This window comes from Pseudomonas sp. JDS08PS003 (assembly GCF_045013505.1).
Classification (GTDB): Bacteria; Pseudomonadota; Gammaproteobacteria; order Pseudomonadales; family Pseudomonadaceae; genus Aquipseudomonas; species Aquipseudomonas protegens_B.
On record NZ_CP120724.1, the window covers coordinates 3,993,494 to 4,009,783 of the forward strand.

The following is a 16,290-nucleotide window of genomic DNA, read 5'->3' on the forward strand; positions in this document are numbered from 1 at the left end:
CGCTGTCTGTTCCCCCTCATTCTGAAAGAGAGATGACCCCATGAACCCTCGCCCTACCGTTCTTATCACTGGCGCCTCCACTGGCATCGGCGCCGTCTACGCCGAGCGCTTCGCGCAACGTGGCCACGATCTGGTCCTGGTCGCCCGCGACCGGGCACGCCTGGACGCACTTGCCGCCCGCTTGCACAGCGAACACCGGGTCGCCGTCGATGTCATGAAGGCGGACTTGACCCAACTCAACGACCTGACAACCGTTGAAAGCCGCCTGCGCGATGACGCCCGTATCGGCATTCTCATCAATAACGCCGGCGCCGCGCTATCCGGCAACTTCATCGAGCAAAGCACCGACAGCGTTGCGCAGCTGGTTGCCCTTAACACCACGGCACTGGTGCGGCTCGCCAGCGCCATCGCTCCACGTCTGGCCAAAGCCGGCGATGGCGCGATCATCAACATCGGTTCGGTGGTGGGTCTGGCACCGGAATTCGGCATGTCGGTCTACGGTGCGACCAAGGCCTTTGTGCTGTTTCTGTCCCAGGGCCTGAGCCTGGAGCTTTCACCCCTTGGTGTGTACGTGCAGGCCGTGCTGCCGGCCGCCACCCGCACGGAAATCTGGGATCGCTCCGGCGTCGACATCAACACCCTGGACGAAATCATGGAAGTGGCCGATCTGGTGGACGCCGCGCTACTGGGTTTCGATCGTCGCGAACCGGTGACGATCCCGCCGCTGCAGGAAGCGCAACGCTGGGATGACCTGCAGAGCGCACGTCAGGGCCTGCTGGGGCAAATCCGTCAATCCGAGGTTGCCCAGCGTTACCAGCCCCAACAGTGATCTTTAGGCAGCGAGCGTTCGCGGCGGATTCGCGGCAGGCACTGCGACGAATCCGGCCCGCTGTTCGGAGTAGCAATGAATCCAACGCAGACAACACTCCCCCCGGCTTTGCAGACGTCGTTCATCAACGCGGCGAACCAGTCGATCATGCTCAGGGGCATTCCCTTCGCCTATCGCGATACCGGTCCCGCGGACGGCGTGCCTCTGGTGCTGTTTAACCATTGGGGCGCGGTGCTGGACAACTTCGACCCGGCAATAATCGATGGGCTGGCACAGACCCGGCGGGTCATCACCACCGACTATCGCGGCATCGGCGGCTCGGGTGGAACCGCCCCCCTGACGGTCGGCGAAATGGCGCAAGACGCCATTGAACTGATACAGGCCCTGGGGTTCAAGAGCGTCGATGTACTGGGCTTTTCACTCGGCGGCTTCGTCGCTCAGGACATCGCCCTGAAGGCCCCCGAATTGGTACGCCGCTTGATTCTCACCGGCACCGGACCGGCCGGCGGCACCGCTATCGACAAGGTCGGCTCAGTGACCTGGCCCTTGATGCTCAAAGGCTTGCTGACCTTGCGCGATCCCAAGTTCTACCTGTTCTTTACCTCGACGCCCAATGGTCGTCGAGCCGCCTCGGAGTATCTGCAACGCCTGAAAGCCCGCCGGAAGAATCGCGACAAGGGCCCGACGCCCGGCGCTTTCCTGCGCCAGTTGCAAGCCATCACCGCGTGGGGCAAACAGGCGCCGCAGTATCTCGGGCGCCTGCGGGCGCCGACACTGATCGTCAACGGCGACAACGACATCATGGTGCCCAGCGTCAATTCCCTTGCCCTGGCCAACCGCGTCCCCAACGCACAGCTGGTGATGTATGAGGATGCCGGGCACGGCGGCATTTTTCAGTACCACGCTGACTTCGTGGCCAGGACCCTGGCATTCCTTGACGACTGAGCCCCATGACAGCCACCCCACCCAAGCACCGTCCACACCTATTCCCACTGACACGAGCCGCACACCGATGAAGGCATTTTCAATTGATCGCTATGGCAAGAACACCGGGCGCATGAGCGAAGTGCCCGTTCCCGAGGTCGGTGCCCACGACGTCTTGATCGAGGTCCACGCCAGCGGCGTCAACGCGCTGGATTCGAAGATCCGCAACGGCGAATTCAAGCTGATCCTGCCCTATGCATTGCCACTGATACTGGGCAATGACCTGGCGGGCGTCGTGGTTGAAGTGGGCTCACAAGTGCAACGTTTCAAGCCCGGAGACGAAGTCTACGCGCGCCCGCCCGAAGCGCGGATCGGGACGTTCGCCCAATGGATCGCCGTGAACGAAAACGCAATTGCCCTGAAACCTGCCAACACCACCATGACGGAGGCCGCGTCGATCCCCTTGGTCGCACTCACCGCCTGGCAAGTGCTGGTGGAAACCGCCCAACTGAAAAAGGGCCAGAAAGTGCTGATCCATGCGGGCGCAGGCGGGGTCGGCACCCTTGCCATCCAGCTTGCCAAACACCTCGGTGCCTTCGTCGCGACCACCACCAGCACGGCGAATGTCGAATGGGTCAAAGCCCTGGGCGCCGATCAGGTGATCGACTACAAGCAGCAGAACTTCGAAAGCCTCTTGCATGACTACGACCTGGTGTTGAACAGCCTGGGCACCGACGTACTGGAAAAATCCCTCAAGGTCCTCAAGCCCGGCGGCCAGCTGATTTCCATCTCTGGGCCACCCACTGTGCAGTTCGCCCAGCAGCAAGGGCTGGCCTGGCCGTTGCAGCAGGTCATGCGCCTCTTGAGCTTCGGTATCCGGCGCAAGGCGCGCAAGCTGGACGTCAGCTACGCCTTTGTGTTCATGCGGGCCGATGGCGCCCAGCTGCAACAGATCACCGCGCTGATTGAGGCCGGAATCATCAAGCCCGTGGTTGACCGCACCTTCGCCTTTGAAGCCACGGCACAAGCACTGCAATACGTCGAGCAGGGACGGGCCAAGGGCAAGGTCGTGGTCAGGATCAAATGACGACACCATCTATCGATGACTCAACTAAGGGGGCCGAGCCTGAGCACCTTCTGTCGCCTTGGCAGTCATCGCCAGAGCAAAATCCGGCGACGTCTGCTGAGGTGCTGGACAAGCAGGCAAGGCGACCGGAAGTTGTGCCTGTTGAACCGCTAGAGATCGTTTGGCGCAGCTTGATGCTTGAGCAGTAGGGCGAAACAGGGCGAACCCGCCCTCTTTCCCCCAAACATTTGCCTACTGCACGCCGCCAGCTTCTCCAGCACCTACATCCCGCAAAATCCTTTCCAGCTCCGGCCGCGTCCACCGCTCCCAGGGCAGCACATCCTGCACATCACCGCTGTGCCCATACTCCCCCGCATCGAACGCAAGGTAGATGGAAAAGGCCGGCTCAGGCATGTCCGCGTTCAAGGACAGATCAACGATGTCGCTGAACAAGGTATTCATCACTGCGTCGCAGTCATGAAAGTCGCGACGACCGCTGGTAAAGAGCCGGGCCACGGCAATTGCGAGCTGGTTCAAGAGCTCACGCCGATCGATCTGCAATCCCTCATAAAGAAGATTCAGGTCCTGGCTGGAGCCGTTTTCAATAGTTTCCAACACCTTGTGAAGATCAACCTCACTCAACACTGTGGTCATTGACTCCAATACCTTTTATCCGATTAGCCGACATTAGCATCTGCCAAACGCCCTGTTCACCGGCTCCCGACCGCGGCTCAAGGCCCGTCAGTCCGCCATTGCCAAAAACCGCCCCACTGCCGCGTAAAATCCCGGATAATGCCCGCCATTTTTTGCTTTGTGATGCCGGTGCCCCCCATGGAAATCAAGGTCAACTTTCTCGACAACCTTCGACTTGAAGCCAAGTTCGACGACTTCACGGTGGTGGCCGACCAACCGATCCGCTACAAGGGCGATGGCTCGGCGCCGGGTCCGTTCGACTATTTCCTCGCCTCCTCGGCGCTGTGCGCGGCGTACTTCGTCAAGCTGTACTGCCAGACCCGCAACATCCCCACCGAGAATATCCGCCTGTCGCAGAACAACATTGTCGATCCGGAAAACCGCTACAACCAGATCTTCAAGATCCAGGTCGAACTGCCGGCGGACATCTCCGACAAGGACCGCCAAGGCATCCTGCGCTCCATCGACCGCTGCACGGTGAAGAAGGTGGTGCAGACCGGCCCCGAGTTCATCATCGAGGAAGTGGAAAACCTCGACGCCGATGCCCAGGCGCTGTTGATGCCGCAATCGGGCTCCAGCGAAGGCACTTATATTGCTGGCAAGGACCTGCCCCTGGAGCAGACCATCGCCAATATGTCGGCGATCCTCGCCGGCCTGGGGATGAAGATCGAAATCGCTTCGTGGCGCAATATCGTGCCTAACGTCTGGTCGCTGCATATCCGCGATGCGCAGTCGCCGATGTGCTTCACCAACGGCAAGGGCGCCACCAAGGAAAGCGCACTGGCGTCGGCCCTGGGCGAGTTCATCGAGCGCCTGAACTGCAACTTCTTCTACAACGATCAGTTCTGGGGCGAAGAGATCGCCAACGCCGAGTTCGTGCATTACCCGGACGAGCGCTGGTTCCAGCCGGGGCGCAAGGATGAGCTGCCCAAAGAGATCCTCGACGAGCACTGCCTGGCCATCTACAACCCCGATGGCGAGCTGCGCGGCTCCCATCTGTACGACACCAACTCGGGCAATATCGAGCGCGGCATCTGCTGCCTGCCCTATGTGCGCCAGTCCGACGGCGAGGTGGTGTATTTCCCCTCCAACCTGATCGAGAACCTGTACCTGAGCAACGGCATGAGCGCAGGCAACACCCTGGCCGAAGCCCAGGTGCAGTGCCTGTCGGAGATCTTCGAGCGGGCGGTCAAGCGCCAGATTCTCGAAGGCGAACTGGCCCTGCCGGATGTGCCCCAGGAGGTGCTGGCCAAGTACCCGAGCATTCTGGCCGGTATCCAGGGCCTGGAAGAGCAAGGCTTCCCGGTGCTGGTCAAGGATGCGTCCCTGGGCGGTGAATTCCCGGTGATGTGCGTGACCCTGATGAACCCGCGCAGCGGTGGCGTGTTTGCTTCGTTCGGTGCTCACCCAAGCTTCGAGGTGGCGCTGGAGCGCAGCCTCACCGAGCTGCTCCAGGGCCGCAGCTTCGAAGGCTTGAACGACCTGCCGCAGCCGACCTTTGAAAGCCAGGCGCTGATGGAGCCGAACAACTTCGTCGAGCACTTCATCGACTCCAGCGGCGTGGTGTCGTGGCGCTTCTTCAGTGCCAAGGCGGACTTCGAATTCGTCGAGTGGGACTTCACCAGCCAAAGCGGCTTCAGCGAAAGGCAACAAGCCAGCGCCGAGGAAGCCGCCACCCTGTTCGGCATCCTCGAAGGCCTGGGCAAGGAAGTCTACATGGCGGTGTACCAGCACCTGGGGGCCACGGCCTGCCGCATCCTGGTGCCGGACTATTCGGAAATCTACCCGGTGGACGACCTGATCTGGGACAACACCAACAAGGCACTGTTCTTCCGTGAAGACATCCTCAACCTGCACAGCCTGGACGAAGATGGTCTGCGCTCACTGCTGGAACGCCTGGAAGAAAGCGAGCTGGACGACTACACCGACATCACCACCCTGATCGGCATCGAGTTCGACGACAACACGGCCTGGGGCCAGTTGACCATCCTCGAACTGAAGCTGCTGCTCCACGTGGCCCTGCAGCAGTTCGATCCGGCCAAGGAGCTGGTGGAGATGTTCCTGCAATACAACGACAACACCGTCGAACGCGGCCTGTTCTATCAGGCCTTGAACGCGGTACTGGAAGTGGAACTGGACGACGAACTGGAGCTGGCGGACTACGAGGGCAACCTGCGGCGCATGTTCGGCAACGAACGGATGGACGCTGTGATCGGCTCGGTGAACGGCAGCGTGCGTTTCTACGGCCTGACCCCGACCAACCTGCAGCTCGAAGGCCTGGACCGCCACCTGCGGCTGATCGACAGCTACAAGAAGCTGCACGCAGCGCGGGCCAAGTGGACCGCAGCCAACCGCTGACACCCCGCCCTTCCCTGTACCTGTACCTGTACCTGTACCTGTACCTGTAACTGTAACTGTAGGAGCGAGCTTGCTCGCGAAGCACTCAAGAACGCCGCGTTCCCCCAGTGGGCGCGGCGTTTTCGTTGACGATCATCGCGAGCAAGCTCGCTCCTACAGTCAGACGGCCAATAGCTGGGCGATTCTTTCGCGCAACGCCCCATGCTCCGCCTCGACATAGGGCGGCGCGGTTTTCCAATCGTAGAACCACACCGGCATCCTGCGCTTGCCTTCCGGCTCCGAGGCATAACGGGGAAAGATATGGCAGTGCAACTCAGGCTCGGAGTTGCCGAGGATTTCATAGCTCCAGTTCTACTCGTTGCGAAATCAGCGACATTCATAAGCCTTGATGAGGGGCTCATCGTTTCGAAGCCACAGTGCCCGGCGCTTGCATCCAGCCGTCGAGAAACCTAGGCCACGCCGGCGGGCCAGGGCTTGCTGTCGTCACGATCGGGCGGCCCGTACAGTTCCTGCTCCCATTCCTCGAATGCCGGCAGGGCCGTGTAGCCCGGGTCGCAATACTGACGAATGTATTGGGCGGCGCGGTGCTCGGCGTACTTGGCATTCACCGGAACGCCCTGCTCGTCCAGCTCCAGCACATTGGCAAAGATGGCGTAGACCATTTCCAGCATACTCGGCTCGTCGCCGAGGCAACTGCGATAGTCGACGCCTTCCAGCAACGGGTAGCCGAGGGTGCCGTTGGCGACCCAGAAACTGAAGGTTCTCAGTGCTCCGGAAAACTCCGGGCTTAGCTTTTTCGGGTAAGACATGCAGATCACTTTCCTTGATAGGGGGCCGGAGCGGATTCTCAGGTGGCGGCTTCGGCAAGGCAAGGCTTCAAGCAACACGTATCCGTCAGTTTCCACGGGCACGGCAAACCGGTCACAATGCGCGCCCCTGTCTTTCTACCCGTGCGCTGTGCACTGCATGCAACGCACGGACCCCGCAAGGATCGCCCGATGAACTTTCTGGAAAAGCTGCTCAGCGTCTTTAAAAAGCCGGCGCCACAAAAAGCCGAGCCCGCCCTGCCCGCCAGCGAGCCAGCCGCTGCAGAGGAGCCCTACGCCCAGTACCAGCCAAGCGAAGCGGACCTGGCCAGCATTGCCCTGATGGAAGCCGGCGCCGCCTGCCTCGAGCGCCACTGGCAAGCCGTCGGTACTTGCGAAGCCGACGTCCTGGGCTTTGCCATCAGCCCCAGCTTCATGGGCGGGCCTCATTGGCCTTCCACGCGCCAGGCTTACCGCATCGTGCGCCGCAACAACGGCATCATCCTCGCCACCGAGGGCCTGTCCGACCCGTTCGACGGTGTCCAAGGTGACGATCTGGGCAACGGTTTCGAGATGGAGCTGTTCGTGGAAACCCCAGATATTCCGGCCCACGCCCAGGGCGCGGTCGGCGACGTTTATCCCTTTGCCGACAGCTGGACCTTCGAACTGCTGCGCTGCGTGGCCGGCACCGTGGCCGATGCCGGTGGCTACACCTCGCGCCTGGAACGCTACGGGGTGCTGTCCCTGGAGCTGCCTGGGGTCAGCCAGTCCCGGGCCATGAGTGAGCAGTTGCCCGCGCACTTCGTCAGCGCCGACGACTGCGCCGGGGTGCTGATCGGTGGCCCGGCCCCGGACTTCCCGACGCGTCTGGAAGACATGCCCCTGTCCCCCGTGACCCTGGTGCCGGTGGTGCTGATCACCGCCTCGGAGCTGGAATACGTGCGCAACGGCGGCGCCCAGGCCCGGGAAGACCTGGCGGCGCGCTTGAGCGCCGCTGGCATTGGCCATGTCAGCCACCTGCAGCGCGAGAGCCTGATCTGAAGAAAGGAGCCTTGCCGTCCATGTCAGAAGCCGAGAACTACTTCCCTTTCTACCTGTTCGCCGCCCGCTTCCCGAACCAGGCAGAGGCCGAACTGTTTGCCTTCGAACAGTGGGAGCCCGAACCTGCAGCGGATGTCAGCGCCGCCGAATTCAGCGCCTGGGAAGCACGCAATCCCAGCTGGCGCCTCAGGCAGGAATTGGGCTACTACATGGACGCCGATTTCGTCGAGCTGATCGACAGTGAAGACGGCCCGCAATACCTGGAATCGCTGATCCATAGTGATGCCGAGCAACAGCGGCTGCGCTCGCGGATCAAGGGGCATTACAGCCACTTCATCGTCGTCGGCAGCGAGTCGATTCATGGCGACCAACAATCGGCTGCATCCGGCCCCAATCAGCGCACCCCGCAAAGCACGCCGACGCTGGACTACCTGGGCGAGTTCAACGGTTCCTCTGCCCCGCACTAGATGCTAAAAAGGCCCACAGTTTTCCTTGCCACCCTTGTCGTGCCCAGCCGTACCACGAGAATCACCATGCACAACCATTACCCGAACACCCGCGCTCCGTTGCGCCCTCTTTACCTCATCTCCCACCAGCCAACGGCGGTAGCCCCATGATCGAAGTCACCGAAGTCTCCATCGCCGACCTGCGCGCCGCCCTGGAATCGGGCCGGACCACCTCCGTGGAGCTGGTCCAGGCCTATCTGGCGCGGATCGAGGCCTATGACGGGCCGAACACCGCCACGGCTCTCAATGCCCTGGTGGTGCGCAACCCCGAGGCACTGAAAGAAGCCGAAGCCGCCGATGAGCGTCGCGCCAAGGGCCTGACCCTGGGCCCGCTGGACGGCATTCCCTACACCGCCAAGGACAGCTATCTGGTCAAGGGCTTGACGGCTGCCTCGGGCAGCCCGGCCTTCGCCGAGCTGGTGGCCTATCGCGATGCCTTCACCATCGAGCGTCTGCGGGGCGCCGGGGCCATCTGCCTGGGCAAGACCAATATGCCGCCCATGGCCAACGGCGGCATGCAGCGCGGCGTGTATGGCCGCGCGGAAAGTCCCTACAACGCCGCGTACCTGACCGCGCCCTTTGCTTCGGGCTCCTCCAACGGCGCCGGTACGGCTACCGCCGCCAGCTTCGCCGCCTTCGGCCTGGCCGAGGAAACCTGGTCCAGCGGTCGTGGCCCGGCCTCCAACAACGGCTTGTGCGCCTACACGCCGTCGCGTGGGGTGATTTCGGTGCGCGGTAACTGGCCGCTGACCCCGACCATGGACGTGGTAGTGCCCTTCGCTCGCACCATGGCCGACCTGCTGGAAGTGCTGGACGTGGTGGTGGCCGAGGACCCGGACACCCGCGGCGACCTGTGGCGTCTGCAGCCCTGGGTGCCGATTCCCAGCGTGACCTCGGTGCGCCCCGCGTCCTACCCGCAACTGGCGGCCGATGCCGCGGCGCTCAAGGGCAAGCGCTTTGGCGTGCCGCGCATGTACATCAACGCCGACCCGGAAGCCGGCACCAGTGACAAGCCCGGTATCGGCGGCCCCACCGGCCAGCGCATCCACACCCGCCCCTCGGTGATCAGCCTCTGGGAGCAGGCGCGCCGTGCCCTGGAAGCCGCCGGCGCGCAAGTGCTGGAAGTGGACTTCCCCCTGGTGTCCAACTGCGAGGGCGACCGCCCCGGTGCGCCGACGGTGTACAACCGCGGCCTGGTCAGCAAGGAATTCCTGCATGACGAGCTGTGGGAACTGTCGGGCTGGGCCTTCGATGACTTCCTGCGGGCCAACGACGATCCCAAGCTCAACCGCCTGGCGGATGTCGACGGGCCGCAGATCTTCCCCCACGACCCGGGCACCCTGCCCAACCGTGAAGACGACCTGGCCGCCGGCATGGACCAATACGTGAACATGGCCAAGCGCGGCCTCAAGACCTGGGACCAGATCGCCACCCTGGCCGACGGCCTGCGCGGCCTGGAGCAGACCCGACGCATCGACCTGGAAGAATGGATGGATCGCCTGGGGCTGGACGCCGTGCTGTTCCCCACCGTGGCCGACGTTGGCCCGGCCGATGCCGACATCAACCCCGAGTCGGCGGACATCGCCTGGAGCAACGGCGTGTGGGTGGCCAACGGCAACCTTGCGATCCGCCACCTGGGGGTGCCCACCGTTACCGTGCCCATGGGCGTCATGGCGGACATCGGCATGCCGGTGGGGCTGACCTTCGCCGGGCGTGCCTATGACGATTCGAGCCTGCTGCACCTGGCTTCGGCCTTCGAAGCCACCGGCAGCAAGCGCCTGATTCCACCACGGACTCCGGCATTGCACAGCGGCCACTGACTAACCGGGACCGGGGCCGCAACGGCCCCGATCCTCAACGCCGCCCCGTCGAGTCCCCCACTGCGCATGACCTTTTGCGCTCAACCCGTTGGCAAGAGCCCCATGAACAACCTTCGCGCCGCAATGCATCAATCGAAATACACCAAGGCCCCCCACCCCGTCTTCACCGTCGATGGCGTCCCCCTGGACAGTTGGATCAAGGGCGTTATCTACGATGGCACGGGGGCAGACAGCACCGAGGGGCTGGTACCGGCCCAGGGCTGGCTGATCGATGACGAGCACGCAGAACTTGCCTGGCAGTTACTGGCTCCCGCGAGCGAGGACTGCTCGAGCATCGTCCCGTTGCTGATCTGCCCCGACGACATGGATCTCAGTTGCACAGTGGCCGTGGTCGAGCAGGTGGTACGGGGAGACAAGCTGATCTGGGAACGTTTTGGACGAGCCGTCACAGTGATCGGCGGACTGGTCACTGCGGTGGCCTGGAACAGCAACGCTCAACGCGCCGAATTCTCCAGGCAACAGTTTGATGAGGCCTGCACTGAATTCAAAAGATTGACCGAGCATGAGTGGGCTTGATTGCAGATGGCTATGGCTGCCACCCCCAACTGGATCGACTATAATTCGCCCACTCACGCCATCGAGGTACAGTCCCATGGGCACCATCAGTCTTGAAACCAAAAGGGCCTACGCGGCCAAGACTCGTAAATCCAACTACGCAGCCAGCTTGCGTCTGGAAGGCTTCAAGGTTTCCCCGGCAGACGTTGAGCGCGCGCTGCCTTCCCGTGAAGAACTGTTGAAGGCCTTTGCCAAGACCGACGCCTGATGCCTGACAAATATGGCGTAGGCCAAGACCCCTACTGTTACCCCGGCTCTGCTGTCCTGCGCAACAAACTCGGCATACGCAACGATCCGACCTTGAGCACAGCCGAACAACTATTCTCTGCCCTTGCTGCGCAAAGCCTCGAATTCAGTCCACCTCCTTATGGACTCGACTCTCTCAGAACCATCCACCTGACGCTGTTCGCGGATCTGTATGAATGGGCCGGAGAACTTCGAACAGTGGGGATATTCAAGCAAGACACACGATTCTGCCAACCAGCCTATATAGAGAAAGAAGCGGACAAGATCTTCAAGATCATGGCTGCGGCCAACTGGTTCGAAGGTATGTAGCGCGAGGAGCTGATAATCGCTGTTGCAGAAACTTACTCCGAGCTCAACGTAGTGCACCCTTTTCGTGACGGTAATGGCCGCGCACAACGAATCCTTTTTGAGCATCTCATCATGAATGCCGGGTTTGAAATCAGCTGGTGGGAAATCGAAGGCGGCGAATGGATCAAGGCAAACATCGCAGCCTACAACGGCAATCTCAGACCGATGGAACAGGTTTTCCATCGCTGCATTGGTCAGCCGATACAAGCCTGACCAGGCAACTGCCTGGATCACCCCGGAGCCATCACTGCTCATCCTCAGGTCGCAATGGCGCGTGTTCCCAGTCGAACCGGTCGAGTAGCTGTCTGCCAAGGTCGTCCAACTGCGGATGGTAGTGATGCGTATGGGGCACCGGCAGTTGCGGCTCGCCATGGCTGAAGCCAAGCGCTCGCAAGGCGCTGGTGTAGTCGTCAAGCGGGCCGTAGGCGTAGATCAGATTGTGTCGGTCCCAGACCACCGTGGCCTGTTGCGCCGGCGAGTGAACCCAAAGATCAAAGCGGCTATCGCCACAAAGGAATGGCTTGAAGTCCTGGATGAAATCTTCAACCTCTTCACGCGACAGTTGCGGGCTCCAGTAACGCCCCGCTTGCGACTCATCCCGCGGCGTGTGCAGCACGAACAGCAGCACCAGCGGTTCGGCCAGGCAGCCCAGCAGGCTGAGCAGGACTTGCGGGTCCGAGCCTGGAACGCCGGCCACCACGCGCTGCCCTTCGCCAATGGGCGCCACCACGAATACAGGCGGATAACTGTGCTCCACCCACTGGTTGTCTATCATGTGCCCAAGTCTGTACATAGCCAGCCGGATCCTCCTGATCAATTCCTGGGTTTAAGCAAAACGGCCGTGCATTATGCCGTACCCTGCAGGGCCGCTCACTGCCTGACTGAGCGATCACCGCGCTGAAGCGCTTCCCATCAAGGATATTCATTGCGTGCTTCATGCCCCGATCCGCACCGGCCCGCATGCCGGCATGACTGACGGGGCGCCACGGCCCCTGCCGTTTCGCGCAGCGGCTGACGTACAATCCCCGACCTTCAGGGACAGCCATCACCAGGACAACGATGACCACACACAGCATTACCCTCGCCAATGGCTGGACCGCCGAGTTTACCGAGCAAGGCGAATTCCGCATGGGCGCCGTCGGCTGGAACCTACAGCTGCGCGGCCCCGAGCAACAGGCCATCCGCTATTTCGAAACCCAGATCGTGCTGGTCAACGACGAAGATGGCGAGCAGGCACGAAAAGCCATCAGCCTCTCCGAGGACGGGGTTTACGGTTACCTGGGCAGTGACTTGAGTCACGGTTGGGTGATCGACTTTTCCCGCGGCATGATCGCGCCCCATCGGGTGACGGTTTCCCACTACCACTACGCCTATGACGAGTACATTTCGCTGCTGGAGCAACCGGCGTACAAGCGAGTGCGGGAGTACATCAGTGTGATCGGCCGCACCGTCTACCTGACCTTTCCCTTCACCCGGGACGAGGACTTTCCCAAGGTCTGGGAGGAGTACCTGGTGATACGCCGGCGGCAGTTGGACGAGCTGTATTTTCGCAACTGAGTCAGCGCCAGGCCGCGCAATGATGGGAATGGGCCATTAGCACACTCGGGCTAATGGTCCCTGGCTCAGGGCGAGCTTATAGTCCGCACCACCCCCTTCAGGATGGCGCTCACAAGAACGTGCGGATTCATAACAAGGAGTACTCCCATGTCACTCAAGAAAATCGTCTACGCCTCGGCCATCGCTCTGGCGCTCACTGCTTCCAACGCCCACGCCTTCGCCAGCGACTGCGGCGATTCGTTGTGGAAATTCAGCGCCATCGAAGCCCTGACCTGCGTCTTCTCGGGCCAGTGGTAAGCCGCTGCTGCCTGGGCTGACGCGGCCAGGCCTGTACAAGGTGCCCGCAATTGCGGGCACTTGTTCTTGTTGATCTCGGCGCCCCGCTGTCAGCGCAGGCTCCAGGAAACCCCCAGGTACACCCCCAAGCCTTCTCCCGGCGTCGAGCGCGCCAAGTCTTGCCCTTTGTCGTCGTAGCCCGGGGTCACGGTGGCGGCGTAGCGTTTGTCGGTCAGGTTGCGCAGGTCGAGCCAGGTCTGCCAGTCGTTCTTCGGTGCGTTGTAGCCCAGTGTGGCGCCGAACAACGCGTAGGGATCGGCGTAGTAGCTGTTGGCATAGTCCACCGCCACCTTGGACACCAGCTGGGTGTTGACGGCGGCGAAGAAACCCAGGGGCCAGTCGTAGCGCAGCTCGCCCTGGTAATAGTGCATCGGCAGGCCCGGCAGGCGGTTGTCGCCAAAGCGCGAATCGTCGCGATAGTGGAAATCGCTGAAGGTGTAGGCCTGGCGCAGGCTCAAGCGGCCGACGCCCGGCTGCGACCACAGTTCACTCTGCAGGCTGGCCTCCACGCCCTGGTGCACCGTGGGGCTGGCGTTGAGTTCATAGGGTGTGGTGGCGCTGGGGTCCGGCAATACCGAGAGCAGTTCGTGGCGCACCTGGGCGTAGTACCAGGCCAGGCTCCATTGTCCCAGGGCGCTGTCGCCGCGGCCGCCCAGCTCCAGGGTGGTGGCGGTCTGATTGCGCAGCTCGATCGGATCGCGCTGAGCGCCCGTGGCCACGCCGCTACCCGTTGGGAAACGCCGGTTGGCACTGTAGATCAGCGACCAGGGGTGCGGTGCTTCCACCGAGCGGCTGAGGTTGGCGAACAGTTGCAGATCCGGGTTCAGCTGGTAGCGCAGGCCCAGGCGCGGCGCATAGTCCCAATCGCCGAGGCTGGTCTTGCCGCCCCCTTCGGGGTAGGTCACCGCACTTTCACGACGGGTGTAGATGGCCGCCAGGCCCGTGGTCAGCCACAGGTCATCGGCGATCTCCAGATCATTGCCAACGTGCAGGACGGTATCCGAGCCCTGGTAGGTGAAATTGCGGATTCGCGTGCCTGGCGTATAGCTGGCGGTGTTGCCCGCGGGAATCCGCACAAACTCGCTGGCGCCGTCATTGGGCAGGTGCTTGGTCACCCGCAGGCCCAGGGTGCTGTGGCTTTCCCGGCCCCAGAGAGTGTCGCGGCGCTTGTAGTCGAAGGTGCCGCTGACGTCGCTGTAGGCCACCTTCAGGCGGTTGGGGCCTTCGCGCAAGTCCATGGGGTAGTCGTGGTAGACCAGGCCCGTCTGGATGCTCGAATCGTCGTCGATGTAATAGGTGGTCTTGTTGCCGACAAAGGTGCTGCCCGGCTGCTTGCGACGATCGTCGCGGCTGACGTAGGCCGGGTTGGCCGCTCGCGGGTCGTGCTCGATGGAATGCTTGCTGACCCGCCCGGCCAGATCGTTGTCGGTCTCGCGGTAGCGCAGGTAGAAACGCGTCTCCAGGTTCGGATTGAAGCGATAGCCGAAGTTGCCAATCACCCCCTTGCTCTGGCTGCGGGTGTGGTCCTGATAGCCGTCCGCGTTGGCATCGGTCAGCGAGACGTAGTAGTCGAAATCCCCCAGCACTTGCCCGGAGCTGACCTGACGCTGCTGATAACCGTGGCTGCCGGTGGCGTAGCGCACCTGCAACAGCGGTGCGTCGTAGCCGGTGTGGCTGACGTAATCGATGGCGCCCCCCAGGGCCAGGGCGCCACGGTCGAAACCATTGGCGCCGCGCAGCACCTCTACGTGGTCGATCCACAGGGGCTCCAGCAACTCATAGGGGGTGCCGCCGGGGCCGGTCAGGGGCAGACCGTCGAGCATCGTGTACAGCCCAGAAGCATGGGCACCCGGGGCGCGGTTGATGCCCGAACCACGGATCGAGATCTTTACCCCTTCGTTCCCTGCGGACTGGGCGTAGACCCCGGGCTGATAAGCCAGCACATCCTGGTTGCTGGCGACCCGGCCTTGCAGCGGCCGGCGCATGTCCACCACATTGCTGGCGCCCGGCACCTGGGCCAGCCGCGCCTCGGCCTCTGCCAGCCGCTGTCCCTCGCCGCCCTGGTCCTGCCCCAGGACCTGCGCCGGGGCCAGCTCCACGCTCCGGGTCTCGGCGATTGCCGGGCAGGCAAGGGCCAGGCCCAACAGGGCCGTGGGCAAGGATTTTGGCGAAGACATCGAGAAAACTCCGACAGGCAGAAAGGGGGCAATGCAAGTTGCGACGCAGGAAAGAACCAAGAGAACACAGGGGATTTGGGCTTTTTTTCGCCAGGAAAGCGGATGTCGGCAGTCACGCCTTCACTGGCGAAGCCACAGCGTCCAGCACGCAGCGCTAAGGGGTCTTGGCCCCCGCCAGAAAGTGCGCCACCAAGGCATTGGCATGACCATGGCCCATGCCGTGTTCAGACTTGAGCCAGGCCACCAGTTCCATGTGCTTCTTGCCGCTGACGGCGCCAAGCAGCTCCAGCCAGTGGCTGATGGGCTGACCGTAGTTTTTCTCAATGGAAGGAAAGTACGACGCCGGGCCTTTGACCTGGCTGTCTTTGTTTTTGCTGTCTTCGCTCATGCTTCACCCTGTGCTTTTTTACTGCCCTTGATGTTTTCGATCAGATCGACCACGTAATTCTGGTTGAAACCCGCAACAAAGGACCAGAACAGCAACTTGCCATAGGCGGCGTAACCTCCAGCGTGCTGGCAGAAAATCACATAGAAGCTGTTCTCGGGGTAGTTGCAGCTCTTGTCACTGACGATCTCGGGAAACAGCTCCCCTTGCACCACCCCGGAGATAAACAGGATGTACAGCAGGCCCGCCAGGATGCCGCCGATGAACGAAGGCAGCAGCACGTTGAACCAGGAGCTGCACAGGCTGATGATCTCCTCCTCGCTGAGGTGGGACAGTTGCCGGTGAAAGCCCACGTAACCGCCGATGTTGCCAACGATGAACACCACCGAAGGGATGGTGTAGCCATCGGCCAGGGCGACCGCCCCCAGGGACGCCGCCAACAGCAGCACAAAGATGATGAACAGTCGCTTCCATAGGATGTTCAGCGCTTCCTGGCGGTTCATGTTCAGCTCGTCGGTTCAGTTTGTCGGAGAGATCCGTCCACCTTGATGACGATAGATGAGCCTTGCCAGGCAAGCAGTTT

The 16,290-nt window shown here is 62.2% G+C and carries 17 protein-coding genes and 2 pseudogenes; 12 read left to right on the forward strand and 7 right to left on the reverse strand.

Translation table 11 applies throughout. The features are described from left to right. The first annotated feature begins 40 nt into the window (after window positions 1-40). From P7C00_RS17665 to P7C00_RS17675, 3 genes are all read left to right on the forward strand, one after another. Window positions 41-829: an SDR family NAD(P)-dependent oxidoreductase gene (locus P7C00_RS17665; protein ID WP_404936980.1), complete on the forward strand. Its 789-nt coding sequence runs from the start codon at window positions 41-43 to the stop codon at window positions 827-829. A gap of 75 nt (window positions 830-904) precedes the next feature. After that, complete coding sequence (locus P7C00_RS17670) at window positions 905-1,774, forward strand: alpha/beta fold hydrolase (protein ID WP_404936981.1); 870 nt, start codon at window positions 905-907, stop codon at window positions 1,772-1,774. A gap of 67 nt (window positions 1,775-1,841) precedes the next feature. Next, window positions 1,842-2,840, forward strand: a complete 999-nt coding sequence (locus tag P7C00_RS17675) for an NADP-dependent oxidoreductase (RefSeq protein WP_404936982.1) — start codon at window positions 1,842-1,844, stop codon at window positions 2,838-2,840. 231 nt (window positions 2,841-3,071) lie between these two features. Here the strand turns inward: P7C00_RS17675 and P7C00_RS17680 are convergent, their stop codons facing one another. After that, window positions 3,072-3,473 carry a hypothetical protein gene (locus P7C00_RS17680; protein WP_346634242.1) on the reverse strand — a complete coding sequence of 134 codons (402 nt, stop codon included), beginning with the start codon at window positions 3,471-3,473 and terminating at the stop codon, window positions 3,072-3,074. Between the two features lie 177 nt (window positions 3,474-3,650). Here P7C00_RS17680 and P7C00_RS17685 point away from each other — a divergent pair, with 177 nt between their 5' ends. Beyond that, the gene (locus P7C00_RS17685) at window positions 3,651-5,870 is read left to right on the forward strand and encodes an OsmC domain/YcaO domain-containing protein (protein ID WP_404936983.1); all 2,220 of its coding nucleotides are present in this window, start codon (window positions 3,651-3,653) and stop codon (window positions 5,868-5,870) included. Window positions 5,871-6,029: 159 nt separating this feature from the next. On the opposite strand, the pseudogene P7C00_RS17690 reads toward P7C00_RS17685, so the two are convergent. Together P7C00_RS17690 and P7C00_RS17695 are read right to left on the reverse strand one after the other, a co-directional pair. Beyond that, window positions 6,030-6,215: pseudogene (locus P7C00_RS17690) on the reverse strand (hypothetical protein); the annotation flags it as partial. Window positions 6,216-6,319: 104 nt separating this feature from the next. Then, window positions 6,320-6,679 carry a hypothetical protein gene (locus tag P7C00_RS17695; protein ID WP_346634238.1) on the reverse strand — a complete coding sequence of 120 codons (360 nt, stop codon included), beginning with the start codon at window positions 6,677-6,679 and terminating at the stop codon, window positions 6,320-6,322. 189 nt (window positions 6,680-6,868) lie between these two features. Between P7C00_RS17695 and P7C00_RS17700 the strand changes: the two genes are divergently transcribed. From P7C00_RS17700 to P7C00_RS17725, 6 genes and pseudogenes are all read left to right on the forward strand, one after another. Beyond that, window positions 6,869-7,717: a Suppressor of fused protein (SUFU) gene (locus P7C00_RS17700; RefSeq protein ID WP_404936984.1), complete on the forward strand. Its 849-nt coding sequence runs from the start codon at window positions 6,869-6,871 to the stop codon at window positions 7,715-7,717. A gap of 20 nt (window positions 7,718-7,737) precedes the next feature. Further along, window positions 7,738-8,184: a hypothetical protein gene (locus P7C00_RS17705; RefSeq protein ID WP_346634236.1), complete on the forward strand. Its 447-nt coding sequence runs from the start codon at window positions 7,738-7,740 to the stop codon at window positions 8,182-8,184. A gap of 146 nt (window positions 8,185-8,330) precedes the next feature. Next, a complete protein-coding gene (locus P7C00_RS17710) occupies window positions 8,331-10,043 on the forward strand; it encodes an amidase (protein WP_404936985.1) in 1,713 nt (570 codons plus the stop codon). A 102-nt stretch (window positions 10,044-10,145) separates the two neighbouring features. Next, entirely contained in the window at window positions 10,146-10,619 is a 474-nt protein-coding gene (locus P7C00_RS17715; RefSeq protein ID WP_346634234.1) for a hypothetical protein, read from the forward strand. A gap of 76 nt (window positions 10,620-10,695) precedes the next feature. Next, the gene (locus P7C00_RS17720; protein WP_346634233.1) at window positions 10,696-10,866 is read left to right on the forward strand and encodes a YhfG family protein; all 171 of its coding nucleotides are present in this window, start codon (window positions 10,696-10,698) and stop codon (window positions 10,864-10,866) included. Beyond that, window positions 10,866-11,465 (forward strand): annotated as a pseudogene (locus tag P7C00_RS17725) (putative adenosine monophosphate-protein transferase Fic). Before P7C00_RS17720 ends, P7C00_RS17725 begins: the two are co-directional and overlap by 1 nt. 31 nt (window positions 11,466-11,496) lie before the next feature. Here the strand turns inward: P7C00_RS17725 and P7C00_RS17730 are convergent. Next, window positions 11,497-12,027: a hypothetical protein gene (locus P7C00_RS17730; protein ID WP_404936986.1), complete on the reverse strand. Its 531-nt coding sequence runs from the start codon at window positions 12,025-12,027 to the stop codon at window positions 11,497-11,499. A 284-nt stretch (window positions 12,028-12,311) separates the two neighbouring features. Between P7C00_RS17730 and P7C00_RS17735 the strand changes: the two genes are divergently transcribed. Together P7C00_RS17735 and P7C00_RS17740 are read left to right on the forward strand one after the other, a co-directional pair. Further along, window positions 12,312-12,809 (forward strand): hypothetical protein, encoded by a 498-nt coding sequence (locus P7C00_RS17735; protein WP_346634231.1) that lies wholly within the window; start codon window positions 12,312-12,314, stop codon window positions 12,807-12,809. Between the two features lie 147 nt (window positions 12,810-12,956). Then, window positions 12,957-13,106 (forward strand): hypothetical protein, encoded by a 150-nt coding sequence (locus tag P7C00_RS17740; protein WP_015635448.1) that lies wholly within the window; start codon window positions 12,957-12,959, stop codon window positions 13,104-13,106. Window positions 13,107-13,195: 89 nt separating this feature from the next. Here P7C00_RS17740 and P7C00_RS17745 read toward each other — a convergent pair whose 3' ends face one another. From P7C00_RS17745 to P7C00_RS17755, 3 genes are all read right to left on the reverse strand, one after another. Then, window positions 13,196-15,322: a TonB-dependent receptor family protein gene (locus tag P7C00_RS17745; RefSeq protein ID WP_404936987.1), complete on the reverse strand. Its 2,127-nt coding sequence runs from the start codon at window positions 15,320-15,322 to the stop codon at window positions 13,196-13,198. Window positions 15,323-15,476: 154 nt separating this feature from the next. After that, window positions 15,477-15,710, reverse strand: coding sequence for a DUF4287 domain-containing protein (locus tag P7C00_RS17750; protein WP_346634229.1), 234 nt, complete (start codon window positions 15,708-15,710; stop codon window positions 15,477-15,479). Further along, window positions 15,707-16,210 (reverse strand): hypothetical protein, encoded by a 504-nt coding sequence (locus tag P7C00_RS17755; RefSeq protein WP_346634228.1) that lies wholly within the window; start codon window positions 16,208-16,210, stop codon window positions 15,707-15,709. The genes P7C00_RS17750 and P7C00_RS17755 overlap by 4 nt, the downstream gene beginning before the upstream one ends. Window positions 16,211-16,290 lie beyond the last annotated feature (80 nt).